24 protein-coding genes are annotated in these 25,889 nt (G+C 71.6%); 12 read left to right on the forward strand and 12 right to left on the reverse strand.

The features are described from left to right. Positions 1-118: 118 nt before the first annotated feature. Positions 119-688, forward strand: a complete 570-nt coding sequence (locus tag ACFYMM_RS12070) for a DinB family protein (RefSeq protein WP_388385716.1) — start codon at positions 119-121, stop codon at positions 686-688. Between the two features lie 18 nt (positions 689-706). Beyond that, positions 707-1,318, forward strand: coding sequence for a PadR family transcriptional regulator (locus ACFYMM_RS12075; protein WP_388385717.1), 612 nt, complete (start codon positions 707-709; stop codon positions 1,316-1,318). A 33-nt stretch (positions 1,319-1,351) separates the two neighbouring features. Here ACFYMM_RS12075 and ACFYMM_RS12080 read toward each other — a convergent pair whose 3' ends face one another. Together ACFYMM_RS12080 and ACFYMM_RS12085 are read right to left on the reverse strand one after the other, a co-directional pair. Further along, the gene (locus ACFYMM_RS12080; protein ID WP_388385718.1) at positions 1,352-2,764 is read right to left on the reverse strand and encodes a glutamate decarboxylase; all 1,413 of its coding nucleotides are present in this window, start codon (positions 2,762-2,764) and stop codon (positions 1,352-1,354) included. 36 nt (positions 2,765-2,800) lie between these two features. Next, positions 2,801-4,087, reverse strand: coding sequence for an ion channel protein (locus ACFYMM_RS12085; protein ID WP_388385719.1), 1,287 nt, complete (start codon positions 4,085-4,087; stop codon positions 2,801-2,803). Between the two features lie 88 nt (positions 4,088-4,175). Here ACFYMM_RS12085 and ACFYMM_RS12090 point away from each other — a divergent pair, with 88 nt between their 5' ends. Together ACFYMM_RS12090 and ACFYMM_RS12095 are read left to right on the forward strand one after the other, a co-directional pair. Beyond that, on the forward strand, positions 4,176-4,928 hold the full coding sequence (locus ACFYMM_RS12090; protein WP_388385720.1) for a MerR family transcriptional regulator: 753 nt from the start codon (positions 4,176-4,178) through the stop codon (positions 4,926-4,928). Between the two features lie 107 nt (positions 4,929-5,035). Next, entirely contained in the window at positions 5,036-5,995 is a 960-nt protein-coding gene (locus ACFYMM_RS12095) for a DedA family protein (protein ID WP_388385721.1), read from the forward strand. A gap of 14 nt (positions 5,996-6,009) precedes the next feature. On the opposite strand, the gene ACFYMM_RS12100 is transcribed toward ACFYMM_RS12095, so the two are convergent. Then, on the reverse strand, positions 6,010-7,683 hold the full coding sequence (locus ACFYMM_RS12100) for a threonine/serine exporter ThrE family protein (RefSeq protein WP_388385722.1): 1,674 nt from the start codon (positions 7,681-7,683) through the stop codon (positions 6,010-6,012). Positions 7,684-7,797: 114 nt separating this feature from the next. Beyond that, positions 7,798-8,289 (reverse strand): inorganic diphosphatase, encoded by a 492-nt coding sequence (locus ACFYMM_RS12105; protein ID WP_100830653.1) that lies wholly within the window; start codon positions 8,287-8,289, stop codon positions 7,798-7,800. Positions 8,290-8,368: 79 nt separating this feature from the next. Between ACFYMM_RS12105 and dacB the strand changes: the two genes are divergently transcribed. The 6 genes from dacB (at position 8,369) to folE (ending at position 16,195) form a co-directional block, all read left to right on the forward strand. Further along, positions 8,369-9,985 carry a D-alanyl-D-alanine carboxypeptidase/D-alanyl-D-alanine-endopeptidase gene (gene dacB, locus ACFYMM_RS12110; protein WP_388385723.1) on the forward strand — a complete coding sequence of 539 codons (1,617 nt, stop codon included), beginning with the start codon at positions 8,369-8,371 and terminating at the stop codon, positions 9,983-9,985. Positions 9,986-10,166: 181 nt separating this feature from the next. Then, complete coding sequence (locus ACFYMM_RS12115; protein ID WP_388385724.1) at positions 10,167-11,300, forward strand: zinc-dependent metalloprotease; 1,134 nt, start codon at positions 10,167-10,169, stop codon at positions 11,298-11,300. A gap of 192 nt (positions 11,301-11,492) precedes the next feature. Next, on the forward strand, positions 11,493-12,602 hold the full coding sequence (tilS, locus tag ACFYMM_RS12120) for a tRNA lysidine(34) synthetase TilS (RefSeq protein WP_388385725.1): 1,110 nt from the start codon (positions 11,493-11,495) through the stop codon (positions 12,600-12,602). Between the two features lie 59 nt (positions 12,603-12,661). Next, the gene (hpt, locus tag ACFYMM_RS12125) at positions 12,662-13,222 is read left to right on the forward strand and encodes a hypoxanthine phosphoribosyltransferase (protein WP_388385802.1); all 561 of its coding nucleotides are present in this window, start codon (positions 12,662-12,664) and stop codon (positions 13,220-13,222) included. A gap of 196 nt (positions 13,223-13,418) precedes the next feature. Continuing rightward, positions 13,419-15,458, forward strand: a complete 2,040-nt coding sequence (ftsH, locus tag ACFYMM_RS12130) for an ATP-dependent zinc metalloprotease FtsH (RefSeq protein ID WP_388385726.1) — start codon at positions 13,419-13,421, stop codon at positions 15,456-15,458. A gap of 131 nt (positions 15,459-15,589) precedes the next feature. Beyond that, positions 15,590-16,195: a GTP cyclohydrolase I FolE gene (gene folE / locus ACFYMM_RS12135; RefSeq protein ID WP_388385727.1), complete on the forward strand. Its 606-nt coding sequence runs from the start codon at positions 15,590-15,592 to the stop codon at positions 16,193-16,195. A 21-nt stretch (positions 16,196-16,216) separates the two neighbouring features. On the opposite strand, the gene ACFYMM_RS12140 is transcribed toward folE, so the two are convergent. From ACFYMM_RS12140 to ACFYMM_RS12165, 6 genes are all read right to left on the reverse strand, one after another. After that, positions 16,217-16,705 carry a DUF3180 domain-containing protein gene (locus tag ACFYMM_RS12140; RefSeq protein ID WP_388385728.1) on the reverse strand — a complete coding sequence of 163 codons (489 nt, stop codon included), beginning with the start codon at positions 16,703-16,705 and terminating at the stop codon, positions 16,217-16,219. Positions 16,706-16,799: 94 nt separating this feature from the next. Continuing rightward, the gene (gene folK / locus ACFYMM_RS12145) at positions 16,800-17,408 is read right to left on the reverse strand and encodes a 2-amino-4-hydroxy-6-hydroxymethyldihydropteridine diphosphokinase (RefSeq protein WP_388385729.1); all 609 of its coding nucleotides are present in this window, start codon (positions 17,406-17,408) and stop codon (positions 16,800-16,802) included. Beyond that, a complete protein-coding gene (gene folB, locus ACFYMM_RS12150; protein ID WP_388385730.1) occupies positions 17,405-17,764 on the reverse strand; it encodes a dihydroneopterin aldolase in 360 nt (119 codons plus the stop codon). The genes folK and folB overlap by 4 nt, the downstream gene beginning before the upstream one ends. A 248-nt stretch (positions 17,765-18,012) precedes the next feature. After that, on the reverse strand, positions 18,013-18,546 hold the full coding sequence (locus ACFYMM_RS12155) for a nuclear transport factor 2 family protein (RefSeq protein WP_388385731.1): 534 nt from the start codon (positions 18,544-18,546) through the stop codon (positions 18,013-18,015). Next, entirely contained in the window at positions 18,543-19,403 is an 861-nt protein-coding gene (gene folP, locus ACFYMM_RS12160; RefSeq protein WP_388385732.1) for a dihydropteroate synthase, read from the reverse strand. The genes ACFYMM_RS12155 and folP overlap by 4 nt, the downstream gene beginning before the upstream one ends. Before the next feature lie 72 nt (positions 19,404-19,475). After that, complete coding sequence (locus tag ACFYMM_RS12165) at positions 19,476-21,287, reverse strand: phosphatidylglycerol lysyltransferase domain-containing protein (protein WP_388385733.1); 1,812 nt, start codon at positions 21,285-21,287, stop codon at positions 19,476-19,478. Positions 21,288-21,510: 223 nt separating this feature from the next. On the opposite strand from ACFYMM_RS12165, the gene ACFYMM_RS12170 reads away from it, so the two are divergent. Both ACFYMM_RS12170 and ACFYMM_RS12175 read left to right on the forward strand, forming a co-directional pair. Continuing rightward, entirely contained in the window at positions 21,511-22,638 is a 1,128-nt protein-coding gene (locus ACFYMM_RS12170; protein WP_388385734.1) for an alpha/beta hydrolase, read from the forward strand. Positions 22,639-22,734: 96 nt separating this feature from the next. Beyond that, positions 22,735-23,988 carry a hypothetical protein gene (locus ACFYMM_RS12175; protein ID WP_388385735.1) on the forward strand — a complete coding sequence of 418 codons (1,254 nt, stop codon included), beginning with the start codon at positions 22,735-22,737 and terminating at the stop codon, positions 23,986-23,988. A gap of 64 nt (positions 23,989-24,052) precedes the next feature. On the opposite strand, the gene ACFYMM_RS12180 is transcribed toward ACFYMM_RS12175, so the two are convergent. Further along, a complete protein-coding gene (locus ACFYMM_RS12180) occupies positions 24,053-25,378 on the reverse strand; it encodes a PH domain-containing protein (protein ID WP_388385736.1) in 1,326 nt (441 codons plus the stop codon). Next, on the reverse strand, positions 25,375-25,878 hold the full coding sequence (locus tag ACFYMM_RS12185; RefSeq protein ID WP_388385737.1) for a PH domain-containing protein: 504 nt from the start codon (positions 25,876-25,878) through the stop codon (positions 25,375-25,377). The genes ACFYMM_RS12180 and ACFYMM_RS12185 overlap by 4 nt, the downstream gene beginning before the upstream one ends. Positions 25,879-25,889 lie beyond the last annotated feature (11 nt).

Here is a 25,889-nt window from a genome sequence, read left to right on the forward strand (position 1 = left end):
TACTCCTGATGTGAGGAGCTCTGCCGCGGGTTGCGGACAGAAGCTGACCGCAAGGGTCCGTAGCGTCATCGGTGTCAGCAGGACAGGACAGCGTTGCACCGATGAAAGGCGGCCGGTCATGGTCACTCACGTACGCGCGGAGGCCCGGGGCGACGAGCGGGGAGCGCTGCTCTCCTTCCTCGCCGAGCAGCGCGGCGGTATCCGGCGGGCGGTCCTCGGGCTGACGGACGAGCAGGCCTCCACCAGGCCCAGCGCCAGTGAGCTGTCCCTGGCCGGGCTGGTCAAGCACGTCGCCGAGGTCGAGCAGATCTGGATCGCGCGCGCCAAGGGCGAGCCGCCGGCCGTCAAGCGCGACCAGTCGAACTGGCACGAGACGTTCCAGCTCGTCGGGGACGAGACCCTCGCTTCCCAGCTGGCCTACTGGGAGCAGGTCGCGGCCGAGACGGAGGCCTTCGTACGCTCCGCCCCGAGCCTGGACGACACCTTCCCGCTGCCGAACGAGCCCTGGTTCCCGCCGGACGAGTCCGTCTCGCTGCGCTGGCTGTGTCTGCACCTCATCCGGGAGACCGCCCGGCACGCCGGGCACGCCGACATCGTCCGGGAGTCGCTGGACGGGAAGACGGCGTTCGAACTGGTGGCCCTCGCCGCCGCGAACGCCCCCGAAGCGAACGCCTCCGCCGAAGGCTGAGGTCATAATCTGGGCCGCATGTCGACGATCCGTCTCCTCGTCCTCGGCGCGGTGCGCCACCACGGGCGGGCCCACGGCTACCAGGTCAGGGGCGACCTGGAGTACTGGGGCGCACACGAGTGGTCCAACGCCAAGCCGGGCTCGGTCTACCACGCCCTGAAGCAGATGGCGAAGCAGGGACTGCTGCACGCGCACGAGGTCGCGCCGTCCACGGCCGGCGGCCCGCCCCGGACCGAGTACGAGGTCACCGCGCGGGGCACCGAGGAGTACTTCAGCCTGCTGCGGGAGTCGCTGACCGCCTACGACCAGAAGCCGGACGTGCTCACCGCCGCGCTCGGCTTCATGGTCGACCTCGACCGCGCGGAGGCGCTCGAACTGCTGGAGTCGAGGGTGCGCGGGATCGAGGAGTGGCGCAGGTCCGTCACCGAGTACTACACCCCGGCGGGCGGCCCGGGCGGCCTCGGTCACATCGGGGAGATCATGAACTTCTGGGTCCACTCGGCCGACTCCGGCGCCGAGTGGACCCGCGGCCTCATCCGGCGCATCCGCGAGGGCGCCTACACCTTCGCCGGCGAAGGAGAACCGTTCGTCGGCGTCCTCGCGGACGGGCAGCGAAACCCGTACGGATGACTCGCCACCCCCCTGGGCGGCGAGCCGTGCGTCCTAGTGGTGGAACCCGGTGGCGGCCTCCTTGTCCCGGGTCAGCGGACGCGGCTGCCGGCGCAGCTCCGGCAGCAGGCGGGTCAGGTCGTCGACGAAGAGGTCGGCGAGGTCGACGGAGAAGCCGTTGCGGCAGACCACCCGGAGCACCGAGAGGTCCTCGCGGTTCGGCGGGAAGGTGTACGCCGGCACCAGCCAGCCGCTCTCGCGCAGCCGCCGGGAGACGTCGAAGACGTCGTACGACGTCACGTCGTCGGCGGTCGTGAACGCGAACACGGGCAGCTCGTCCCCGCGCGTGAGCAGCCGGAAGTCCTCGAGCGCCTCGATGCGTCCGGCGAGCCGGCGGGCCACGTCACGGGTGGACTGCTGCACGGCCCGGTAGCCCTCGCGGCCCAGCCGCAGGAACGTGTAGTACTGCGCGACCACCTGGGCGCCCGGCCGGGAGAAGTTGAGCGCGAAGGTCGGCATGTCGCCGCCGAGGTAGTTGACGCGGAAGACCAGCTCCTCCGGGAGGGCCTCCTTGTCGCGCCACAGCGCCCAGCCGACACCCGGGTAGACCAGCCCGTACTTGTGCCCCGAGGTGTTGATGGAGGCCACGCGCGGGAGGCGGAAGTCCCACACCAGGTCCTCGTCGAGGAAGGGCGCCACCATGGCGCCGGACGCGCCGTCCACGTGCACCGGGACGTCCAGCCCGGTCCGCTCCTGGAGGGCGTCCAGGGCCGCGCACAGGTCCGCGATCGGCTCGTAGGAGCCGTCGAAGGTCGAGCCGAGGATGCCGACGACCCCGATCGTGTTCTCGTCGCACAGGTCGGCGGCCGCCTGCGGATCCAGGTGGTAGCGGTCGCCGTCCATGGGGACCTGGCGGGCCTCCACCTCCCAGAAGTTGCAGAACTTCTCCCAGCACACCTGGACGTTGACGCCCATGACCAGGTTCGGGCGGGCGTCCGGGGAGGGGTAGCGGTCGGCGTTGCGCCGCGCCCAGCGCCGTTTCAGCGCCATTCCGGCCAGCATGCAGGCCTCGCTGGAGCCGGTCGTCGAACAGCCCACGACGGCCGACGGGTCCGGCGCGTTCCACAGGTCGGCGAGCATGGCCACGCAGCGCCGCTCCAGCTCGGCCGTGCGCGGGTACTCGTCCTTGTCGATCATGTTCTTGTCGCGGCACTCGCTCATCAGCACCCCGGCCTGCGGCTCCATCCAGGTGGTGACGAAGGTGGCCAGGTTCAGCCGTGCGTTGCCGTCCAGCATCAGCTCGTCGTGGACCACCTGGTACGCCGTCGACGGCGGCAGCGGCGCGTCCGGCAGTCGGTGCTTGGGCGGGGCCTCGGTCATGCCGCCGACCGGGTTCGCCTCGCCGAAGAAGGGGTTGACGGACAGCGGCCGTTCGTCGTGGTTCTCGGGCCCTTTGTGCAGTGCCACGGGTGTGCCTCCGAAGTGGTGAGGGTGGTGCGGGGGTCAGTGGACCGGGCGGCCGTCGGCCCGCAGCCGCATCTGCGGCCGCCCGGTCACCAGCAGCCAGGCCGGCAGGGAGGCCATGCAGAGCAGGGCGAGGATGCCCGGCGAGGCGACGAGTACCGCGGCCGTGAGCAGGCTCACCCAGCCCTGCCGGGTGACGGCCAGGAGCACGCCCAGGACGGCCGCCGACACCCCGACCGCCGGATGGACGGCCGGGACCAGGGCGTGCGCGCAGAGGCCGAGGGCGGTGCCGACGAACACGGCCGGGAAGATACGGCCGCCCCGGAAGCCGCAGGACGCGGCGACGAGCAGCGCGGCCAGCTTCACCACCGCCATCGTGGCGAACTGCCCCGCCGACCAGCCCTCGGGGTGCCGGGCCAGTTCCCCGATCTGGTCCAGCCCCTTGAAGAGTGTCAGAGGACCGCCCAGCGCTCCCAGGGCGGCCAGGACGACCCCGCCGGCCGGGAGGGCCAGCATCGGGTGCCGCAGCCGCCGGAAGGCCGCGTGGACGGACGGGAAGGCGTAGACGGCGCACAGCCCGAGCAGCGCGGCGGCCGTGGCGGTCACCAGTGCCGCCAGCAGGTCGCCCCAGCCGGGCGTGCCGAAGGCCGGCAGATGCAGGTCGAAGGTCGGTTGGGCCACCAGGGTGGTGGTGAGGGCACCGCAGGCGGCCGCGGTCAGGGGCGCGAACAGGTTGTCCCACAGCAGCCCCCGCACCGGGCGTCCGGTCAGCGCCTCGGAGATGACCAGCGCCGCCGCCACGGGCGTGCCGAACAGGGCGCCGATCGTCGCCGCCTCGGCCAGCATCGGCCACAGGCCGCCGGGCAGCCGGGGCCGCATGCGCCCGCCCAGCCAGGCCGCGAGGCCCACGTTCACGGCGATGACCGGGTTCTCCGGGCCCAGACTCGGTCCGCCCGCAAGCATCAGGCCGGTCGCCAGCACCAGCCCGGGCAGCACCAGCGGCGGCATGACCGGGGCGTCGAGCCCGGCCGTGGCCGGGTCCGGGCCGGCGTGCCCGGGCGCCTTCCACACCACCAGCCCGACCGCCACACCGGTCGCGACGAGCATCACGAACATCCACAGGACCGAGTAGCGGCCCACTCCGAGGGCGTCCGGCAGCGGCCCCCACAGCAGACCCTGGAGCTCGTCGCCGGCCACGCTGATCGCGACGAAGACCAGACTCGCGACCACGCCCACGACGACGGCGGGCAGGATCAACGGCAGCAGCGCGCGGGCCGGGGCCGCGGGGGCGGTCGTACGCGCCTGCGGCGCGGTGTGCTGGGCCACGGGCTCACCATAAGCAGGGAGATCGGACTTGCACCTCACGTGGCGTCAGGACGCACCGTGGAACGCGTACCGAACACAAGGAGCGGAAGTGAGCTACTCCGTAGGACAGGTCGCGGGGTTCGCCGGGGTCACGGTGCGCACGCTGCACCACTACGACGAGATCGGCCTGCTCGTGCCCGGCGGGCGCACCCGCGCCGGCCACCGGCGCTACGACGACGCCGACCTCGACCGGCTCCAGCAGATCCTGTTCTACCGGGAACTCGGCTTCCCGCTCGACGAGGTCGCGGCCCTGCTCGACGACCCGGAGGCGGACCCGCGCGCGCACCTGCGCCGCCGGCACGAACTGCTGACCGCCCGGATCGAGCAACTGCGGGAGATGGCCGCGGCCGTGGAGCACGCCATGGAGGCACGCAGGATGGGCATCAACCTGACACCCGAGGAACGCTTCGAGGTCTTCGGGGACAAGGACCCCGGCCAGTACGCCGAGGAGGCCGAGCGGCGCTGGGGCGGCACCGAGCCGTACGCCGAGTCGCAGCGGCGGGCCGCCCGCTACACCAAGGAGGACTGGAAGCGGCTGCAGGCCGAGGTCGACGACTGGAGCGCCCGCTACACCGCCCTGGTGGCCGCCGGCGAGCCGCCGTCCGGCGAGGCGGCCATGGACCTCGCCGAGGAGCACCGGCAGCACATCAGCAGGTGGTTCTACGAATGCTCGTACGACATACACCAGGGCCTCGCCGGGATGTACGTCGGCGACGAGCGCTTCAAGGCGTTCTACGACTCCATGCACCCGGGCCTGGCCGAGCACCTCAAGGAGGCGATCACCGCGAACGCGGCCCGGTAGAGCGTCCCTGGGACACCGGTGGAACCCGGGGCGGACACCTGGCGTTGATAACTTTGGGCGCCCGCACCAGGACGCCCCATCGCCTTCACCCTCAGGAGCCCGGACCCGTGATGACTCTCGCCCTAGGCCCGAGCTGGCTGGATCCCAACTATCTGCTCAACACCTACAGCATCTGGGGTCTGCTTCTCGTCGTCTTCGCCGAGTCGGGGCTGCTCATCGGGTTCTTCCTGCCGGGTGACTCGCTGCTGTTCACCTGCGGCCTGCTGATCACCTCGAACCAGATGCACTTCCCCCTGTGGGGGGCGATCGCCCTCATCTGCCTGGCCGCCGTCCTCGGCGACCAGGCGGGTTACATGTTCGGCAAGAAGGTCGGCCCCTCCCTGTTCAACCGGCCGGACTCCCGACTGTTCAAGCAGGAGAACGTCACCAAGGCGCACGAGTTCTTCGAGAAGTACGGTCCCAAGTCCCTGGTGCTGGCCCGCTTCGTGCCCATCGTGCGCACGTTCACGCCGATCATCGCCGGTGTCAGCGGCATGAAGTACCGCTCGTTCGTGATCTTCAACGTCATCGGCGGTGTCCTGTGGGGCGCGGGGGTCACCCTGCTCGGCTCCTGGCTCGGCAAGATCGGCTTCGTCAAGAACAACATCGAGGCGATCCTCATCCTGATCGTCCTCGTCTCCGTCGTCCCGATCGCCATCGAGTTCCTGCGGGCCCGCCGCAAGAGCGGTAAGGCGGGCACGGAGCCGCAGCGGGAAGCCGAGCGCCCCGCGTTCCAGCAGCCCCCGGTCATGGACGACGCCACGACCCGGCTGCGCCGCATCGAGCCGGAGCCGGCCTACGAGCAGCAGCAGCCGCAGCCGCAGCAGCAGTCCCAGCCGTACGGCTGGGACCAGGGCCAGTACTACGGGCAGCAGCAGTACCCCCAGCAGCAGTACCCCCAGCAGCAGTACCCGCAGCAGCAGTACCCGCAGCAGCCCCAGCAGCAGCCGTACGACGACCAGCAGTACCCGCAGCAGTACCCGCAGCAGCAGTACGGCGGGCAGCAGCCCCCCTACGACTACCGCTAGCACCGCGAGGCGGCTCAGAACCCCCTGGTCCGCTTCGCGGCCCGGCGCTTGCCGGCGGAGCCGACGCGCAGGGTCAGCCGGGAGATCTCCGCGCCCAGGTTGACCCCGATGGCGATGGCCATGGCCAGGGAGGCCGCGTTGGCCAGCGACACCAGCCCCTTGTCCACCTCGTTCTGCGCCATGTTCAGCAGCCCGAAGTAGGTGGCGGAGCCGGGCAGCAGGGGACCGATCGCCGCCGTCGTGTAGGGCAGTGCGGAGGCGAACCGGTACCGCGACAGCAGCTGTCCGAACAGCCCCACCAGCCCGGCCGCCACCGCCGTGGAGGCCACCGGTGAGATCTTTCCCGCATAGTGCATCGCGCCGTACACCGACCAGGCGACACCCCCGTTGAGGGTCACCCACAGCACGGTGGACCGTTCCTGCTGCAGCAGCACCGCGAAGGTCAGGGACAGCAGCATGGAGGCCGCGATCTGCAGCAGCGGCCGCGCGGAGATCCCGAAGGCGGCGTCCGGGTTCAGCTTGCCGCCCAGCTTCACGCCGAAGTACAGGACGACCAGCACGCCGGCGACGATGCCGACGAAGAAGTACATGACCTCCAGCAGACGCGCGGAGGCGGTGATGTAGAAGCCCGTCAGACCGTCCTGCACGCCCGCCACCAGCGCCCGCCCGGGCAGCAGCGCGAAGAGCCCACCGGTGACCACGGCGGACGCCTTCACGTCCAGGTGCGCCAGTGAGAACGCCACCCCGATCGCCGCGGGCGGCATCGCGGCCACCGTGAACTGGTAGAACTCCGGCAGCCCGCGCCCCGCGCACAGCCACGCCAGCCGGTCGCCGAGCATCGCGCCCAGCATGGCCGCGACGAACACGATCACGTCACCGCCGACGAGCACCGAGGCCGCGCCGGCCAGCAGGCCCGCCGCCCCGGTGAGTGCCCAGCCGGGGTAGGGGTGCCGGTTGCGCCGGATCTCCGCCAGGCGCCGGTAGGCCTCCTCCAGGGAGACGTGGGTCTCGGGATCGCTCAGGTCGTCCACGAGCCGGAAGACGGCCGCCAGACGGGTGTAGTCGGTGCCCCGGCGCCGTACCGTCCGGGACGCCGTCACCGGGTCGTCCACCAGGGACGGCTGGTGCGAGATCGACAGCAGCGTGAAGGTGACGTTCGGCTCGCAGCGGTCCAGCCCGTAGGACCGGCACACCGCGAACATGGCGGCCTCCACGTCCTCGGCGTTCTCGCCGCCCGCGAGCAGCAGTTCGCCGATTCGCAGGGTCAGGTCGAGCACGCGCGGGACGGCCGGACCCTCCTCCTCCGCCTTCTGCACCGGCTCCGGCGCCGGCCGGTCGGCCACCGGCATGCGCAGCATCGCGCGCATCCGGTCCTGCCAGGGCGCGTCCTTGACCAGGCTGACGGCCGGTATCCCGGTGGCCGGCGTGAACGTGGGCGGGGCGTCCCGGGCGCTGTAGGTGCGCGGCACGCTGAACGCCGACCCCTCCGGCTCCGCGCTCGGCGGCTGCGGCGCGTCCAGCCCCTTCGGCAACGCGAACTCGGAGGTGGTCTCCGGCTCACCGCCGGTCCTCGGGACCGCGAGCCCCTTCGGGAGGGCGAACTCGGAGGTGATCTCCGGATCGTACGAGCGGTCGTACGAGGTGCTCGCCTCGTACGACCGAGGCTTGCGCTCCTGCGCCTCCGTCACTCCGCAACGCTCCCTGAACGACACCTTCCGTATGCCTCAGTATGCGCATGGATGCACGTCGGAAACGCGGACGGGCCGCACGCGTGCGCGTACGGCCCGGTCCGGCGGGAGTCCTCAGTGACCGCCGTGCTCCTCGAAGCGCTTGTACGACCGCTCGATCTCGGCCTCGGCGTCCGTACGGCCCACCCAGTTGGCACCCTCGACCGACTTGCCGGGCTCCAGGTCCTTGTAGACCTCGAAGAAGTGCTGGATCTCCAGGCGGTCGAACTCCGACACGTGGTGGATGTCGCGCAGGTGCTCCACGCGCGGGTCGGTGGCCGGCACGCACAGCAGCTTGTCGTCGCCGCCGGCCTCGTCGGTCATCCGGAACATGCCGATCGCGCGGCACTTGATCAGGCAGCCCGGGAAGGTCGGCTCGTCCAGGATGACCAGCGCGTCCAGCGGGTCGCCGTCCTCGCCGAGGGTGTTCTCGACGAAGCCGTAGTCGGTCGGGTAGGCGGTCGAGGTGAAGAGGCGACGGTCCAGGCGGATCCGACCGGTCTCGTGGTCCACCTCGTACTTGTTCCGCGAACCCTTCGGGATCTCGATCGTGACGTCGAACTCCACCGGTGGCTCCTCCATGATCAGCACATAGTTCTGGTGGTTAAGTGTCCCTCACGCAGGTGTGTGATCGCGAAAGGGGCTGGTGGTCGTGCCAGAGCTGGGGCCTTGGCGTGCCGCGAGACCGCATGTGGTGCGGGTCGCGAACGCCGTACGACCGCGTCTGGCGCATGCCGCGACGACCGTGAAACCGCAGGTCGCGCGGCTCACACGGGCCGTGAAACCACAGCTCGCGCGGTTCGCGCAGCTCCCTGGGCCGCAGACCGTCAGGACCTGGCAGTACACCGCGGTCGCCGCCACCGCCGGACTGGCACTGGCCGCCGTGGCGGCGACCGCGGCCGGTCCGTGGGACGGCAACGGTCAGCGTACGGCCGAGCGGGACCGGGCCGCGGCCCTGGGCCGATCAGGTGGCGCAGATCACGAAGGGGCCGAGACCGACACCTCGGCCGGAACGCCCCGCCCGGCGCCCAGCGCCGCGTCCGTCCTGACGGCCCTGGGCGGCGCATCCAGCGCCGTGGACACCAAGAAGGCCGCCCCGGTGCCCAAGGCCCTCGGGGACGTCCTGGGGCCGCTCCTGGGCGCCCCCGCGCTCGGCGGCACCCACACCGCCGCGGTCGTCGACCTGGCCTCGGGCCGGTCCCTGTACGCCACCGACGCGGGCAGGGCCCTCGCCCCCGCCTCCACCACCAAGATCGCCACCGCGGCCGCCGCGCTGTCCGCCCTGGGCCCCGACCGCCGCCTCACCACCCGAGCCGTGCTCGAACCGGACACCAGGGAACTGGTGCTGGTCGGCGGCGGCGACCCGACGCTCACCGCCCATGACCAGGCCGCCGGCTGGGCGAGCCTGCGCACGCTGGCCGACGGCACGGCGGCGGCCCTGGGCAAGCGCGGCATCCACGAGATCACGCTCTCCTACGACACCACCCTGTACGCGGGTCCCGAGCTGCACTCCATCGGCGTCAACGAGAACCTCGCCCCGGTCAGCGCCCTGACGGCCGACGAGGGGCGCACCAACGGCTCCATGAGCGGCCCGGTGACCCGGGTGAGCGACCCGGCGGCGGACGCCGCCCGCAAGTTCGCCGGCTTCCTCGGGAAATCCGGGATCAGGACCACGTCCCCCGGCCCCTCCAAGGCCACCACGCGCGCGCAGACCCTCGCCGCCGTCTCCTCGCCCCCGCTGTCCGCCCTGGTCGAACGCATGCTGACCAACAGCGACAACGACATCGCCGAGGCGCTGGCCCGCCAGACCGCCCTGGTCACCGGGCAGCGCCCGAGCTTCGACGGCGGCGCGCGCGCGATCGCCACCCAGCTGGGGAAGCTGAACCTGCCCCTCGCGGGCGCCGCCTTCCACGACGGCAGCGGCCTCGACCGCGACGACCGGCTCACCGCGAACCTGCTCACCGCCCTCCTGGTCAAGGCCGGCGACCCCGCCCATCCCGGCCTCCGCCCGATCCTCACCGGCCTCCCGGTGGCCGGCTTCACGGGAACCCTGGCCGGCCGCTACGCGGGCGGCGCGGCAGGCCTCGTACGCGCCAAGACCGGCACCCTGACCGGCGTGAACACCCTGGCGGGCACGGTCGTCGACCGGGACGGCCGCCTGCTGGCCTTCGCCTTCCTGGCGTCCGGCACCGACAACGCGCCGGCCGCCCAGGCGGCCCTGGACAAGACGGCGACGGCGCTGGCGGGCTGCGGATGCGACTAGCCGCACAGCCGCACAGCCGCACAGCCGCACAGCCGGACTTCGGGCAGGCGCCCAGCGCTCCCCTCGGCCCTCCGGAGGAGCCCCGGCGACAAATCCCGTAGCCCCCGCGGCAGCCCCCGCCGCCGTGCCGGGCCGCCCCCACGGCCTGCCCCAGGCGGGAACGCTCACGTACGGTTGACGCATGACGAGCATCGGTGGCGCTGCTTCTTCTGGGATGGTCGACTGGAACCTCGCGGTGGCGACCGCGACACGGCTCGTGCGACCGGGCCCCGAGGTGAGCCGCGACGAGGCCCGGGCCATCGTCGCGGAACTGCGCCGGCACGCCAAAGCCTCGGAGGAACACGTCCGGGGCTTCACTCGTATGGACACCGAGGACGCCCACGACACCCCCGTCCTGGTCGTCGACCGCCCCGGCTGGGTCAAGGCCAACGTCGCCGGCTTCCGGGAACTGCTCAAGCCGCTGCTCGACAAGATGCAGGAACGCCGTGGCTCCAACCCGGCCGGCGCGGTCCTCGGCACCGTCGGCGGCAAGGTCACCGGCGTCGAACTCGGCATGCTGCTGTCCTTCCTCGCCTCCCGCGTCCTCGGCCAGTACGAGACCTTCGCCCCCGCCACCCGCGACCTGCCGACGGGCCGCGACGGCGGCGGCCGGCTGCTCCTGGTCGCGCCGAACATCGTCCACGTGGAGCGCGAACTCGACGTGGAGCCGCACGACTTCCGGCTGTGGGTGTGCCTGCACGAGGAGACCCACCGCACGCAGTTCACCGCGGTGCCCTGGCTCCGCGACCACCTGGAGGGCGAGATCCAGTCGTTCTTGGCGCACACCGAGGTCGACCCGATGACCGTCCTGGAGCGCGTCCGGGAAGCCGCCCAGTCCCTCGCCGGAGGCCGTCCCGAGGGCGAGGACGACGACGGCGGACGCTCCTTCGTGGAGCTGGTGCAGACCCCCGCGCAGCGCGAGATCCTCGGCCGCCTCACCGCGGTCATGTCGCTCCTGGAGGGCCATGCCGACTTCGTCATGGACGGGGTGGGTCCGGACGTCGTACCGAGCGTCGCCGAGATCCGTGAGAAGTTCCAGCAGCGTCGCGCCAAGGGCGCCTCCCGGCTGGACGCCGCCCTGCGCAAGCTGCTGGGCCTGGATGCCAAACTCAGGCAGTACCGGGACGGCGAACGCTTCGTGAGCGCGGTCGTCAACCAGGTCGGCATGGACGGCTTCAACCGTGTGTGGACCTCCCCGAACACGCTGCCCACCAAGGCGGAGATCGCCAAACCGGCGGACTGGGTCGCGCGGGTGCATCGCAAGCCCGAGTCGTGAACGGCGTACCCGAGGTGTGAAACGAATCCGGCCGACGGCAGGCGAACGCCCCTCCAATCACCCGTCCGAGGGACCGTGAGCCCTGGATAGGCGTGCGATGCTCGGGGTACGGCCCGTTTCTGTCACCATCTACACACTCTGCGTGACCGGCATCGGGTTCACCCCCCGAAAACTTCATGAAGGGAGCCGGACATGGGTCCCCATCCTGCGGTCGCGGCGATACGCCTGGCGGTCCGCCGCGTCCTCCACGACGTCCTCACCGACCACAACCGCACCCCCCGCGCAATCCCGCACGCCATCTCCCACACCGTCCCCCAGGCGATCCCCCAGACGCTCCACCAGGCGATCCCCGACGCGATTCCCGAACAGAGCCCCGGCGAGCGGCCCCCCTCCCCGCTCGTCCTCGTGGCATGCTCCGGCGGCGCCGACTCCATGGCCCTCGCCTCGGCCCTCGCCTTCGAAGCCCCCAGACTCGGGATCCGCGCCGGCGGCATCACCGTCGACCACGGCCTCCAGTCGGGCTCCGACCTGCGCGCCGACGAGGTCGTCCTGCGGCTGCGCGAGCTCGGCCTCGACCCCGTCGAGTCCACCGCCGTGACCGTCGGCCGCGACGGCGGCCCCGAGGCAGCCGCCCGGGACGCACGCTACGCCGCCCTGGACGCGGCCGCCGCACGGCACGGCGCCACGGCGATCCTGCTCGGCCACACCCGCGACGACCAGGCCGAAACCGTCCTGCTCGGCCTCGCCCGCGGCTCCGGCATCCGCTCGCTGTCCGGAATGGCCGCGGTCTCGGGGGCCGGCGGCCGTTACCGCCGTCCCTTCCTGCAGATCGACCGGCAGACCGCCCGCAAGGCCTGCATGGTCCAGGCGCTCCCGGTCTGGGACGACCCGCACAACACGGACCCGGCCTACACCCGCTCCCGGCTCCGCCACGAAGGTCTGCCCGCCCTGGAGAAGGCGCTCGGCAAAGGCGTCGTGGAGGCCCTCGCGCGCACCGCCCAGCTCTCCCGGGACGACGCCGACGCCCTCGACGCCTGGGCCCGCCAGGCCGAGGACTCCGTACGCGACGCCGCCGGCCTCCTGGAGTGCGCCAAGCTCTACGCCCTGCCGCCCGCCGTGCGCCGTCGGATCCTGCGCCGCGCCGCCATCGAGGCGGGCGCCCCGGCCGGTTCGCTGTTCGCCCGCCACATCGAGGAAGTCGACCGGCTGATCACCGGCTGGCGCGGCCAGGGAGCCATCAACCTCCCCGGCAAAGTCGTCGCCCAGCGCCAGGGTGGCAGACTGGTGATTCGGCAAGGCTGAATCTCACCTCCCTCGGGGATCCCCAGGGGAGCGAGCGGCCGGTGGGACAACCGAAAGTGATGCGGGTGGACGCGAAAGACATGGGTGCCGACCTCAAGCAGGTACTCATCACCAAGGAAGAGATCGACGCGAAGCTGGCCGAGCTGGCCGCGAAGATCGACGCTGAGTACATGGGCAAGGACCTGCTCATCGTCGGCGTCCTCAAGGGCGCGGTGATGGTCATGGCCGACCTCGCCCGGGCGCTGTCCACCCCCGTCACCATGGACTGGATGGCCGTGTCGTCGTACGGCGCGGGCACCCAGTCCTCCGGTGTCGTCCGGATCCTCAAGGACCTCGACACCGACATCAAGGGCAAGCACGTCCTGATCGTCGAGGACATCATCGACTCCGGGCTGACCCTGTCCTGGCTGCTGTCGAACCTCGGCTCCCGCGAGCCCGAGTCGCTCAAGGTGTGCACGCTGCTGCGCAAGCCGGACGCGGCCAAGGTGGCCATCGACGTGGAGTGGGTCGGCTTCGACATCCCCAACGAGTTCGTCGTGGGCTACGGCCTCGACTACGCCGAGAAGTACCGCAACCTCCCGTTCGTCGGTACGCTCGCGCCCCACGTCTACGGCGGCTGAGCCCCGAAGGGCCCAAATTCGTAAGACGATCGGGAACCCCAGCCGGTTTCGAGCCGTTGGAGCATGCAGAGACGGGATTGCCAGCCGTCCGAGCGGCATCGTGCGGCTTCGGGCCACAATGCTGGGGTACCGTCAGAAGAACTGTCTTATCAAACTCACTATGGCAGGAGGGACGGGGCGACACCGCTCCGTATGGATGGACGTGAAGCGATACTTCCGTGGGCCGGTCATGTGGATCGTGCTGGCCGTCCTTGCCGTGGTCGTGTTGATGCAGGTCGTCGGCTCGTCCGGCGGCTACAAGACGGTGGACACCGGCCAGGTCGTGGCGGCGATCAATGAGAACAGGGCCCAGTCGGCCAAGCTGACCACCGGCGACGAGCAGACCCTCAAGGTCACGCTCAAGGACGGCGTGAAGGTCGACGGCAGCTCGAAGATCCAGGCGAGCTACATCGGCGACCAGGGCGTGACCATCGCCGGCATCCTGCAGACCAAGTACCAGGACAAGCAGATCCCGGACGGCTACACCGTCTCGCCGTCGAAGCAGAACCCGTTCCTCGGTGTGCTGCTCTCCCTGCTGCCGTTTGTCCTCATCGTGGTCGTCTTCCTGTTCCTGATGAATCAGATGCAGGGCGGCGGCTCCCGGGTCATGAACTTCGGGAAGTCCAAGGCGAAGCTCATCACCAAGGACACCCCGAAGACGACCTTCTCCGACGTCGCCGGTTGCGACGAGGCCGTCGAGGAACTCCACGAGATCAAGGAGTTCCTGCAGGAGCCGGCCAAGTTCCAGGCCGTCGGCGCCAAGATCCCCAAGGGCGTGCTCCTCTACGGCCGTCCCGGCACCGGCAAGACGCTGCTCGCGCGTGCCGTCGCCGGCGAGGCGGGCGTCCCCTTCTACTCGATCTCCGGTTCCGACTTCGTCGAGATGTTCGTCGGTGTCGGTGCCTCCCGGGTCCGTGACCTGTTCGAGCAGGCCAAGGCGAACGCCCCGGCGATCGTCTTCGTCGACGAGATCGACGCGGTCGGCCGCCACCGCGGCGCCGGCCTCGGCGGTGGTCACGACGAGCGCGAGCAGACGCTGAACCAGCTGCTCGTCGAGATGGACGGCTTCGACGTGAAGGGCGGTGTGATCCTCATCGCCGCCACGAACCGCCCGGACATCCTCGACCCGGCGCTGCTGCGCCCCGGCCGCTTCGACCGGCAGATCGCGGTCGACCCGCCGGACCTGCAGGGCCGTCTGGAGATCCTCAAGGTCCACCAGAAGGGCAAGCCGGTCGCGCCCGACGTCGACCTGGCGGCGGTCGCCCGCCGCACCCCGGGCTTCACCGGCGCGGACCTGTCGAACGTGCTGAACGAGGCGGCGCTGCTCACGGCCCGCAGCGACAAGAAGCTGATCGACAACTCCATGCTGGACGAGGCGATCGACCGTGTGGTGGCGGGCCCGCAGAAGCGGACCCGGATCATGTCGGACAAGGAGAAGAAGATCACCGCGTACCACGAGGGCGGTCACGCCCTGGTCGCGGCGGCCTCTCCCAACTCCGACCCGGTCCACAAGATCACGATCCTGTCCCGCGGCCGTGCCCTCGGTTACACGATGGTGCTGCCGGACGAGGACAAGTACTCGACCACGCGCAACGAGATGCTCGACCAGCTGGCCTACATGCTGGGCGGCCGCGCGGCCGAGGAGCTGGTCTTCCACGACCCGACCACGGGCGCCGCGAACGACATCGAGAAGGCCACTGCCACCGCCCGCGCGATGGTCACCCAGTACGGCATGACCGAGCGCCTGGGTGCCATCAAGTTCGGCGGCGACAACACCGAGCCGTTCCTCGGACGTGAGATGGCTCACCAGCGCGACTACTCGGAAGAGGTCGCCGCCCTGGTGGACGAGGAAGTCAAGAAGCTCATCGAGAACGCGCACAACGAAGCCTGGGAAATCCTGGTCGAGAACCGCGACGTCCTCGACAACCTCGTCCTGCAGCTGCTGGAGAAGGAGACGCTGGGCAAGGAGGAGATCGCCGAGGTCTTCGCCACCATCGTCAAGCGCCCGCCGCGGCCGGCCTGGACCGGATCCTCGCGCCGTACGCCGTCCACCCGCCCGCCGGTGCTCTCCCCCAGGGAGCTGGCACTGACCAACGGGGCCAACGGCTCGACGCCGTCGATCAGTACGGTCAAGTCCACGGCGGCGGAGTCCGCCCCGGCGACCGAGACGGCCCCGGAGGACCGCCCCGAGAGCTGACCGGCGGCCCCATGGCCCGGAATGGATGCCGCGCCCCCCAGGGTTCTAGCCTGGGGGGCGCGGCATTTCGGTATGACCGCAGCTGAGGCGCGTGGCCCACACGCGTGACCCGCACAGGAACGAGGCTTCACATGACCGACCCCGTGACGTTGGACAGCGAAGGGCCCATCGGTGACTTCGACGAGAAGCGCGCCGAGAACGCCGTACGTGAACTCCTGATCGCGGTCGGCGAGGACCCGGAGCGCGAAGGGCTGAAGGAGACGCCGGCGCGGGTGGCCCGGGCCTACCGGGAGATCTTCGCGGGGTTGTGGCAGCAGCCCGCGGACGTGCTGACGACCACGTTCGACCTGGGCCACGACGAGATGGTGCTGGTGAAGGACATCGAGGTGTACTCGACCTGTGAACACCATCTGGTGCCGTTCAGGGGGGTCGCCCACGTCGGCTACATCCCGTCCGTCACGGGCAAGATCACGGGACTGTCGAAGCTGGCCCGGCTGGTGGACGTCTACGCCCGCCGGCCCCAGGTGCAGGAACGTCTCACTACCCAGATCGCGGACTCCCTGATGGAGATCCTGGAGCCCCGGGGCGTGATCGTGGTCATCGAGTGCGAGCACATGTGCATGTCGATGCGGGGGATCCGCAAGCCCGGGGCCAAGACCATCACGTCGGCGGTGCGCGGCCAGCTGCGGGACGCGGCCACGCGCAACGAGGCGATGAGCCTCATCATGGCCCGCTGAACGGGCCTCTGAACGCGTCGGCTACGCCACCGGTTCCGCTCCGGTGCGGTTCTCGTCGTCGTCCTCCGGAAGCTTGCACACGCGCTCCAGGAAGAGGGCGGCCACTATGACGGCGATGCCGGCCAGCACCGAGAATCCCGCGTAGAGGGCCTGGTCGCGACGGGCCGGGATGTCGAGGAGTTCCAGCAGGAAGACGCCCGTGCCGCCGTACATGCCGGAGACCAGGGCGGCCACCAGGGCGCTGGCCTGGCCGAAGACCACCGCGCGGGCGGCCATCAGCGGGTCCACGCCCTTGGCCCCGGGGCGGCGCTCCCGCTGGGCCCGGAGGCGGGCGCGCAGCGAGATCGCCGTGGCGAAGAGCACCACGGCGATCAGGGCGAGGACGACGGGGGCGGCCAGCGGGACGCTGGGGAGGGTCCCGACCGAGTTCCAGAGGCGGGCGCCCGCCCAGGACAGGATGCCGGCGACGACGAACACGCCGGCCAGCACCCTGATGCGCAGCTCTCTCACGGTGTCCTTTCAGTTCCCCCGGACCGCGGTCGTCGTCGGCGCACCCGGTGTGCCCGTACCCCTGCCCGTTTCTTGGTCGTCCTGACCTTAACGACTACTCGGGCAGTCGGAGTTCCAGGTCCGTCCGGGCGGCGACACCGTCGCGGGTGACGGCGGACAGCAGGTCGGCCACCGTGCCCACGCCGGGCAGCTGGGCCTGCGGGTCCACGTCGTGCCAGGGGGCGAGGACGAAGGCCCGCTGGTGGGCGCGTGGGTGGGGGAGGGTGAGCTGCGGGTCGTCGGAGACGACGTCGGCGTAGGCGACGATGTCGACGTCGAGGGTGCGCGGACCCCAGCGCTCGTCACGGACCCGGTTGAAGGCCTCCTCGACGGCGTGCGCCCGCTCCAGCAGGGAGGACGGGGGCAGGGTGGTCTTCAGGACGACGACCGCGTTGTAGTACGCCGGCTGGCTGCCCGGCTCCACGCCCCAGGGCTCCGTCTCGTACACCGGGGAGACGCCCTTGACGCGGACGCCCGGGGTGTCCTCCAGCGCGTCGACGGCCCCCTGGAGGGTCTCCAGGCGGTTGCCGAGGTTGGAGCCGAGGGAGATCACCGCCCACTGCGGGTTGTGCAGGGTGGTGTCGGCGGCGTCCACCTTCTCGACGACGGAGGCGGGCACCGGCTGGACGGTCGGGTCGGGACCGTGCGTGAAGGATGCGGTCATACTCGGCTCCGGGTGATGGTGACGGTCACGTCGTCGAAGGGGACCGTGATGGGGGCGTCCGGTTTGTGGACACGGACCTCCACCTCCTGGACCCCTTCGTGCTTCAGGCAGGACTGGGCGATCCGCTCGGCGAGCGTCTCGATGAGGTTCACCGGCCGGCCCTCGACCACGGCCACGACCTCCTCGGCCACGACGCCGTAGTGGACGGTCTTCGCCAGGTCGTCGTCGGCCGCGGCGGGCCGGGTGTCGAGGCCGAGGACGAGGTCCACGACGAAGGTCTGGCCCTCCTCGCGTTCCTTGGGGAACACCCCGTGGTGCCCGCGGGCCTTCAGGCCGCGCAGCGCGACACGATCCACGCGAATCACTCCTGCAATCGTCGGTGACGGCCGGGGCGCACCGCGTGCGGGCGGCGCACCGGCCAGTGACGAATCTACCTGCGGACACTGACACAGCCGGGCCACGAAGGCGTGGGCCCAGGCCGGGACCAGGAGGGTTCATCGCGTGTTTCCCCTGGGGAACCCGGCGGCTCATGGGCTGGTAGCCGCACCTACCCCGAGGTAGGTGATTCCAACCACTTCTTGCTCCGTGCGCCCCGGCCGCCCACTCAGGAGGGGGTGTCGTCGTCCGTGTCGTCGTCCGCGTGCCGCTCGTCCGTGTCGTCCTCGTCGCTCTCGGCCAGCACGGGTGAGGCGTGGTGCGACCAGAGCTTCCAGCCGAGGGGCGTGCGCCGGAACACGTTGGTGGCGACGACGAGCTGTCCGACGAGGGGTCCCAGCTCCTCGCCGCCCTCAGGCGCCGGGCCGCCGCTGAGGATGTTCTCGGTGCAGGTCACCAGCGCGGTGTCGCCGGTCACGGAGACATGCACGTCGGTGAGGATGAACTGGATGTAGTCGGTGTTCGCCATGATCAGCGCGTACGACCTGAGGACCTCGCCCCGGCCGGTGAGCACCGGCCAGCCGGGGTGCACGCAGGAGACCACACCGGTGTCCGCCGGGTCGTGGTACTCCTCGTCGACGCCCAGGTCGGCGGGGGTGAGCCAGAGAGCGGCCAGTTCCTCGAAGTCGCCCGTCTCCAGAGCCTCGTAGAAGGCGGTGTTGGCCGCTTCCACCTGTTCGACGTCGGTGTGGGGCGCGCTCACCGGGCTCCTTCCACGGCCCGTGCCACCCGTACCGCGTCCGCGGTGGCGCGCACCTCGTGCACGCGCACCGCCCACGCGCCGGCGTGCGCCGCGAGCGCGGAGACGGCGGCGGTGGCGGCGTCGCGCTCGCGGGCCGGCGGGGGCGCGCCCTGCGGGCCGGCCAGGACGCGGCCGAGGAACCGCTTGCGGGAGGCGGCGACGAGGAGGGGGTGTCCCAGGGCGTGCAGACGGCCGAGGTGGGCGAGGAGGGTGAGGTCGTGTTCGGCGCCCTTGGAGAAGCCGAGGCCGGGGTCGACGACGACGCGGTCGGGGGCGACACCGCCGGCCAGGACGGCTTCCACGCGCGCGTGCAGTTCGTCGACGACTTCCCGGACGACGTCGTCGTAGACGCCCTGGACGTTGGCGCCCTCCAGGAGGCCGCGCCAGTGCATGACGACGAAGGGGGCGCCCGCCTCCGCGACGACGGGGATCATGGCCGGATCGGCGAGGCCGCCGCTGACGTCGTTGACCAGGGCGGCGCCGGCCGCGAGGGCCTCTTCGGCGACGCGCGCGCGCATGGTGTCGACGGAGACGACGGCGCCTTCGGAGGCGAGGCCGCGGACCACGGGGACGACCCGCCTGAGTTCCTCGGCCTCGTCGACCCGGGTGGCGCCAGGGCGGGTGGACTCACCGCCGACGTCGACCAGGTCGGCGCCCTCCGCGACCAGGTCGAGGCCGTGCTTGACGGCGGCCGTGGTGTCGAAGAAGCGGCCGCCGTCGGAGAAGGAGTCGGGGGTGACGTTCACGACGCCCATGACCGCGCAGCGGTCCCATGCCGGAAGGCCCGCCACCGTGCCGCGCCCGCTCTGGTTCTTCATACGTTCAGCCTAGGCCCCGGTGGAAGGCGCCAGGTTCGTGGCCCGGGGGGGGAAGCCCCCCCGGGCCGACGTTCACGCGGCTCTGACGTCCCTTTCGGCCACCGCGTGGGAGCAGGGGCGCGAGGCGGGGCCACGGCGGCGCAGGAAGCGCGGCAGCGGCAGGGCGAAGTTGACGAAGCCCTCCGCCTGCATCACGGCGAAGCCGATGCGCGGCAGGTCGGCGGAGGCGCGGTAGACCATGAAGCGCGGCTCCCAGCGGGGCTGGAACTTCGCGTTGAACTTGTACAGGGACTCGATCTGGAACCAGCGGGAGAGGAAGACCAGCAGTCCGCGCCAGGCGCGCAGCACCGGGCCGGCGCCGATCTTCTCCCCGCGCGCGAGGGCCGAGCGGAACATCGCGAAGTTCAGTGACATGCGGGTGATGCCGAACTTCGGGGCGGCCTGCAGGGCCGCGACGATGAGCAGTTCGTTCATGCCCGGGTCGGCCGAGCGGTCGCGCCGCATCAGGTCCAGGGAGGCGCCGTCGGTGCCCCAGGGCACGAAGTGCAGGATCGCCTTCAGGTCGCCGTACTCACCAGGCTGGTCGTCCGCCTTGTGGGCGGTGGCGATCAGGCAGTCCCCGTCGGCGGTGTCGCCGACGCGGCCCAGCGCCATGGAGAAACCGCGCTCGGTGTCGGTGCCGCGCCAGTCCTCGGCGGCCCGCCGGATCCGCTCCAGCTCGGTGTCACCGAGGTCACGGACACGCCGTACCCGGGTTTCGTAGCCGGCCCGCTCGATGCGCTTGACCATCTGTCGCACGTTGCGCATCGCGCGTCCGGCGAGTGAGAAATCCGCGACGTCCACCACCGCCTCGTCGCCCAGTTCCAGGGCGTCCAGGCCCGTCTCCCGGGTCCACACCTCGCCGCCGGTCTCCGAGCAGCCCACGACGGCGGGGGTCCAGGAGTGGGCCTTGGCCTCGTCCATGAAGCGCTCGATGGCGCCCGGCCAGGCCTCGACGTCACCGATGGGGTCGCCGCTGGCGAGCATCACGCCGGAGACGACGCGGTAGGTGACCGCCGCCTTGCCGCTGGGCGAGAAGACGACCGCCTTGTCGCGGCGGAGCGCGAAGTGGCCGAGGGAGTCGCGACGGCCGTGCTTGTCCAGCAGTGCCCGCAGCCGGCTCTCGTCGTCCTCGGTCAGCCGTGCGGCCGGGTGCTCGGGGCGGAACGCCAGGTAGACGGTGGTGATCGCGGTGAGCAGACCGAGTGCGCCGAGCGAGAAGCCGACCGTCCAGGAGGTGTTGCCCTGGTAGTAGACGGGACCCTCGAAGCCGAAGAGGCCGTACAGGACGTGGGTGAGGCGGTCGGCCACGCTCGGGTCGCCGATGGTGCGGTGCGGGTGGACGCTGACGATGACCAGCCCGAGCGCGAGGGATCCGGCACCCATCAGGACGAAGTTGGTGAGCGCCCGCCACCGGCTGCGCGGGTCGGGCAGCGCCTTGAACTCGTCGCGGTGGATCATCAGCGGCACGAGCAGCGCGACCGAGATCAGCACGCCGACGATCGAGTGCCGGTAGATGAACTGCCCCACGGCGCCCGCCGGCAGCAGCGCGACCGCCGCGCGCCACGCCCTGCGCTTGCGCCGCTTGAGCCCGTGCGCGAGCAGCAGCAACAGCACACCGGTGCTGAGCGCGAGCGCCGCGGCGAACGGGCCGAGCGCGCCGGGCAGCACCTCCGCGATGGCGTGCATACGGCTGTGACGGAAGCGCGGGAACACACCCGCGGCAATGTCCAGGACGCCCACGAGGGCGGCGGCCCTGGAGACCAGGGTGGGAACGACCTCGGGACGTGGACCGCGGACTATGCGCCGCGCCCGGCTCGATCGGCTCGGAACCTCGCCTGACATTTCCCCATCTATCCTGACAGACATCGCATCCCGTAGTTCTGCGAGAGACCTTGAATCCGGGCCCCATCGGGCATCCGGCGACATTGCGCCCTCTAGGACGGTGTCTGGGGGAGAGAGGTTCACTCCCCGCCGGAATCCGGTTCAAAGGCCGAGGAAAGCCCGAGGCAAGTCCTCGCTGAAAGCGAGGTCGCAGCAGACGGAAAGCGCAGGCAGGTAACAGCCCATGGGTCTCACGAGCAACAAAGTACTGCTGCTGGCGATCATGTTCGCCGTACTGCTGTTCGTCGGCACGGTGTGGCTGTGGCCACGGCTTGCCCGGCAGAACTGGCGGGCCGTCGCCGGGCGGGTCGGCCTCCTCCTCGCCACCCAGCTGGCGCTGTTCGCCTCCCTGGGCATAGCCGTCAACCAGGCCTTCGGCTTCTATGCCAGCTGGTCGGACCTGTTCGGCCAGGAGACGGACCAGGGCGTCGTCATCGACCACGCGGCCGGCGGCGGCACCGGCGGTCCGCTCCAGGTGCTCTCCAGCCAGAGACTGCAGGGGGTCACCGGCGGCCGGCCGCAGATCACCGGCGAGGTCCAGAAGGTCAACATACTGGGCCGTACCACCCACATCCCCACCCCTGCGTACGTGTACCTGCCGCCGGAGTACTTCCAGCCGCAGTACCGCACGCGTACGTTCCCGGCCGCCGTCGTCCTGACCGGCTACCCCGGAACGGCGGAGGCGCTGGTGGACAAACTGCACTACCCGCGGACGGCGCAGCAGCTGGCCGTGAGCGGGAAGATGCAGCCGATGATCCTGGTGATGCTGCGGCCGACGGTGGCCCCGCCGCGCGACACGGAGTGCGTCGACATCCCGGGCGGCCCGCAGTCGGAATCGTTCTTCGCCAAGGACCTGCCCGAGGCCGTGCTGGCCCACTACCGCGCGGGTAAGCGGCCCGCCAGCTGGGGGATCGTCGGCGACTCGACCGGCGGCTACTGCGCGCTCAAGCTCGCCATGCGCCACCCGGACGTCTACGCGGCCGGGGCCGGCCTGTCGCCCTACTACAACGCGCCCGTCGACCCCACGACCGGCGATCTGTTCCACGGCGACAAGCTGCTGCGGAATCGGTCCGACCTCTGGTGGATCATCAAGCACGATCCCGCGCCCGACACCTCGCTGCTGGTCACCAGCAGCAAGGTCGGCGAGCACAACTACAAGTCCACGCTCAAGTTCATCAGCGCCGTGCAGGCCACGAAGGTGACCCGGATCTCGTCGATCATCCTGAACAGCGGCGGGCACAACTTCAACACCTGGCGACGGGAGATCCCGGCGCTGATGCAGTGGATGAGCGGACGGCTGGCCGCGGGGTGAACCGCGCGACCCCGGAGACGCGTGAGGGCCGTGGTGTGGCCGTGTTTTTACGGGGCAGGGCACCACGGTTCGCCTACGCGCGGTAAGTTTCTGGCCATGCCACGTGGACGCCACCGCCATTCCCCTCCTCTGCACCGGCTGTTGCCTCCTTCGGCGATCGCCGGTGTCTCCCTCGTCTGCGCGCTGGGTCCCTGGGTGTTCTCGGAACCGATGGTGCTCCGCTCCCTGGCGGCCGCCGCCGCGGCGACGGCGGTCGTCGGCGCCGTCGTGATGCGCCACTGGGACACGCAGGCGGGCAAGCAGGTCGCCGACCTCATACGCGCGCGTGCCAGTGACGAGTGGCGGCACGAGGAGCGGGTCGCCGAACTGGAGACCGACCTGGAGGAGTCGCGGGAGCTGCGCAGCAAGCTGGAGAAGCGGCTGCGCGCCAAGCGGTCCGAGCTGGCGGGCCTGCGCAACGAGCACGCGGCCCTGCTGCGCCGCTACGCCACGGCGGAGACCGAGCGGGCGAGCGCCCTGGAGGGACGCCGGCTGCTGGAGATCGAGGCGGCCGAGCCGTCCCGCGAGCTGCCGCCCGCGAGGGTCGCGCCGGACGCCTCGGACGCGACCGGCGTGACGGACGCGACGGAGGCGACGGACGCGACCGACGCCGTCGAGGGGACCGAGGACGCACAGGAGGCCGCCGGGAAGCCGTCGGCCGGTGGGGTGTTCTCGCCCGCGGGTTCCCAGCTGTTCCTGCGGGCCAAGGTGGCACTGGCCCGGTTCGACGGGGAGTCCGGCCGGGGCAAGGGCGAGGCCGCCGACGGAGCCGCCGGGGCCGAAGCAGCCGCTGAGGCCGATGCAGCCGCTGAGGCCAAAGGAGCCGCTCGGGCCAAAGGAGCCAAGGGAGCCGGCGTCGACGACGGCGTGAAGGCGGAGGCCGAGGCGCAGGGGAAGCCCGTGGCGGTCGACGAGCACGAGCACGCGACCGCCACCGCCACCGCCTCCACCGCCACCACGACGGCATCGAGCCGGCCCGCCACAGCGCCCGTGGGACAGGGGCACTTCACGGTGCCGACCGCGGTCGCCGTCGTACCGGCCGCGCCCGTGCGGCGCCCGTCCGTCGAGGGCGGGTTCGACTTCTTCGGCACGCACAAGGGCGCGCCGCCCGCCGCGCTGGACGCCGTGCAGAACGAGGACCTGGCCGACGTGGTCGGCCAGGAGGCGCTCGCCCTGCACAAGGCCGAGTCGGAGGCCGACTTCAAGCCCGCGGACGAGCAGTCGCGCGGCATCGGCCAGGTCATCGACCTGACGGCGCACGACGAGACGGAGCAGATCGACGTGCAGGGGCTGCGCAGCGCCGCCTCCTGAGCCGGACGAGCGGGACGAGCGGAACGCGCGGATGACCCCGGCGCGCCCGCTCGTCCGCTGCCGCTCAGGTGATCCAGCGGTCGGGGCGGGCGTCCCGGCGGCCGGTGCGGGAGCGCTCCGCCTGCGCGCGCAGCAGTTCGGCGGCCTCGTGGGCGTCCCGCAGCCGGGCCGCGACGGTCTTCCCGGCGCCGGTGTCCACGTGGACCGTCGCGAGCCGCCACAGCCGCTCCCAGGGGCCCTGGGTGAGCCGTACGCTCTGGACCTTGGCGTGCGGGACCACGGCCAGGCGCCGGCGCAGCAGTCCGTGCCGGGCGGCGAACACGGTGTCGGTGACCGCGAGACCGTAGCCGCGCCACCACAGCGGCACGCACCAGCCGGCCCGGCGCGGTGGGCGCGACAGCGCTCCCGGCACGCTCACGCCGGGCAGCACGCGCGCGAGGACCGACTCGGCGACCGCGCGCGGGGCGACCGGCACCAGGACGGAGTTGGCGGACCCGGCCACGTCCAGCTCCACCCGCACCCAGCCCCGCCGCCGCCACAGCAGCGGCTCCACGATCCGCACGGTCTGCACCCGCCCCGGCGGCACCGTCTCATGGGTCCGGTCCAGCAGCCCGTGGTCGATGCGCAGCCCGTCCGGGGACTCGGCCACCGACCAGTCGTACTCGGTGACGAACCGTCCCACGCTGCGCGCGCCCGCCGCGCCGAGCAGCGGCAGTCCGGTGGCGAGGACCGTCCACACGCTGTGCGTGGCGAACCACAGCACGGGCGGTACGACGACGGCGGCGGCCAGGGAGCCCCAGCTGGCGCCCGTCAGCAGCAGGGAGAGCGCGAGTTCGCGCGGGGGCACGTGCAGCAGCTCGTGCGCCGGGGCCTCACCGACCTCGTGCGCCGTCTCGGGCGCGAAACCCGCGGCGCGCGCGAGCAGCTCCGCGCGGAGCGCACGCGCCTCCTCTTCGCCGAGGAAGGCCAGTTCGTCCTTCTTGTCGGCTCCCACGACATCGATCCGCAGCTTGGCGACGCCCGCCACGCGCGCGAGGAGCGGCCGGGTGACGTCGACGGCCTGGATCCGCTCCAGCCTGATGTGCGCGGTGCGCCGGAAGAGCAGTCCGGTGCGTATGCGCAGGTCGGTCTCGGTGACCGCGAAGTGCGTGAACCACCAGGACAGGAAGCCGTACAGGCAGGCCGCCGGGACGAGCACGGCGAGTCCGGCCAGGAGCATGGTGGTGGTCAGCCTCGTCAGCTGTTCCTGGGCCTGGTTCGGGTCGTGCGCCGCCCACCCGGCGACCACGGTGACCGGCGCCCACGCCCGCCGGAACGGCGTCACCGGGTGCAGCCGCCGCTCGACGACGGACCGCGCCGGTTCGCTCCCGGCGGCGGCCGGCGTGGTCACAGCCCCGCCGATCGGGCCTCGCCCAGCTCGGTGAGCCGGTCGCGCAGCCGCTCCGCCTCGGCGGGGTGCAGGCCGGGAATGGTCGCGTCGGTGGCCGCGGCGGCGGTGTGCAGCTGCACGCTGGCCAGCCCGAAGTACCGCTCGACGGGCCCCGAGGTCACCTCCACGAGCTGCATCCGCCCGTACGGCACCACGGTCTCCTCGCGCCACAGGACACCGCGGCTGATCAGCAGGTCGTCGGCGCGTTCGGCGTACCGCCAGGAGCGCCAGTTGCGGCCCAGCAGCACCCAGCCCCAGGCGGCCAGTGCCGCGGGCAGCAGCGCGAAGGCGGCCCAGCAGGGGCCCACGAGCAGGCCGAGGGGCAGCCCCACGGCGAGAGCGGCCGATCCCAGCCAGACCGACAGCAGCATGCGGCGCATCCGCAGCAGACCGGGCGGCAGCCCTGTCCACTCCGGTTCCCGCCCCTCAGTCCCGGCGCCGGCCGGGCTCCCCGTCTCCATGCGGCCAGCGT

The organism is Streptomyces sp. NPDC006739, assembly GCF_042869815.1.
Taxonomy (GTDB): domain Bacteria; phylum Actinomycetota; class Actinomycetes; order Streptomycetales; family Streptomycetaceae; genus Streptomyces.

Excerpts from the sequence above, each read along its gene's own strand:
- ACFYMM_RS12070 (WP_388385716.1), top strand. The coding sequence starts at position 119 with ATGGTCACTCACGTACGCGCGGAGGCCCGGGGCGACGAGCGGGGAGCG.
- ACFYMM_RS12075 (WP_388385717.1), top strand. The coding sequence starts at position 707 with ATGTCGACGATCCGTCTCCTCGTCCTCGGCGCGGTGCGCCACCACGGG.
- ACFYMM_RS12115 (WP_388385724.1), top strand. The coding sequence starts at position 10,167 with ATGACGAGCATCGGTGGCGCTGCTTCTTCTGGGATGGTCGACTGGAAC.
- tilS (WP_388385725.1), top strand. The coding sequence starts at position 11,493 with ATGGGTCCCCATCCTGCGGTCGCGGCGATACGCCTGGCGGTCCGCCGC.
- hpt (WP_388385802.1), top strand. The coding sequence starts at position 12,662 with ATGCGGGTGGACGCGAAAGACATGGGTGCCGACCTCAAGCAGGTACTC.
- ftsH (WP_388385726.1), top strand. The coding sequence starts at position 13,419 with ATGGACGTGAAGCGATACTTCCGTGGGCCGGTCATGTGGATCGTGCTG.
- folE (WP_388385727.1), top strand. The coding sequence starts at position 15,590 with ATGACCGACCCCGTGACGTTGGACAGCGAAGGGCCCATCGGTGACTTC.
- folK (WP_388385729.1), bottom strand. The coding sequence starts at position 17,408 with ATGACCGCATCCTTCACGCACGGTCCCGACCCGACCGTCCAGCCGGTG.
- folP (WP_388385732.1), bottom strand. The coding sequence starts at position 19,403 with ATGAAGAACCAGAGCGGGCGCGGCACGGTGGCGGGCCTTCCGGCATGG.
- ACFYMM_RS12165 (WP_388385733.1), bottom strand. The coding sequence starts at position 21,287 with ATGTCAGGCGAGGTTCCGAGCCGATCGAGCCGGGCGCGGCGCATAGTC.
- ACFYMM_RS12170 (WP_388385734.1), top strand. The coding sequence starts at position 21,511 with ATGGGTCTCACGAGCAACAAAGTACTGCTGCTGGCGATCATGTTCGCC.
- ACFYMM_RS12175 (WP_388385735.1), top strand. The coding sequence starts at position 22,735 with ATGCCACGTGGACGCCACCGCCATTCCCCTCCTCTGCACCGGCTGTTG.
- ACFYMM_RS12185 (WP_388385737.1), bottom strand. The coding sequence starts at position 25,878 with ATGGAGACGGGGAGCCCGGCCGGCGCCGGGACTGAGGGGCGGGAACCG.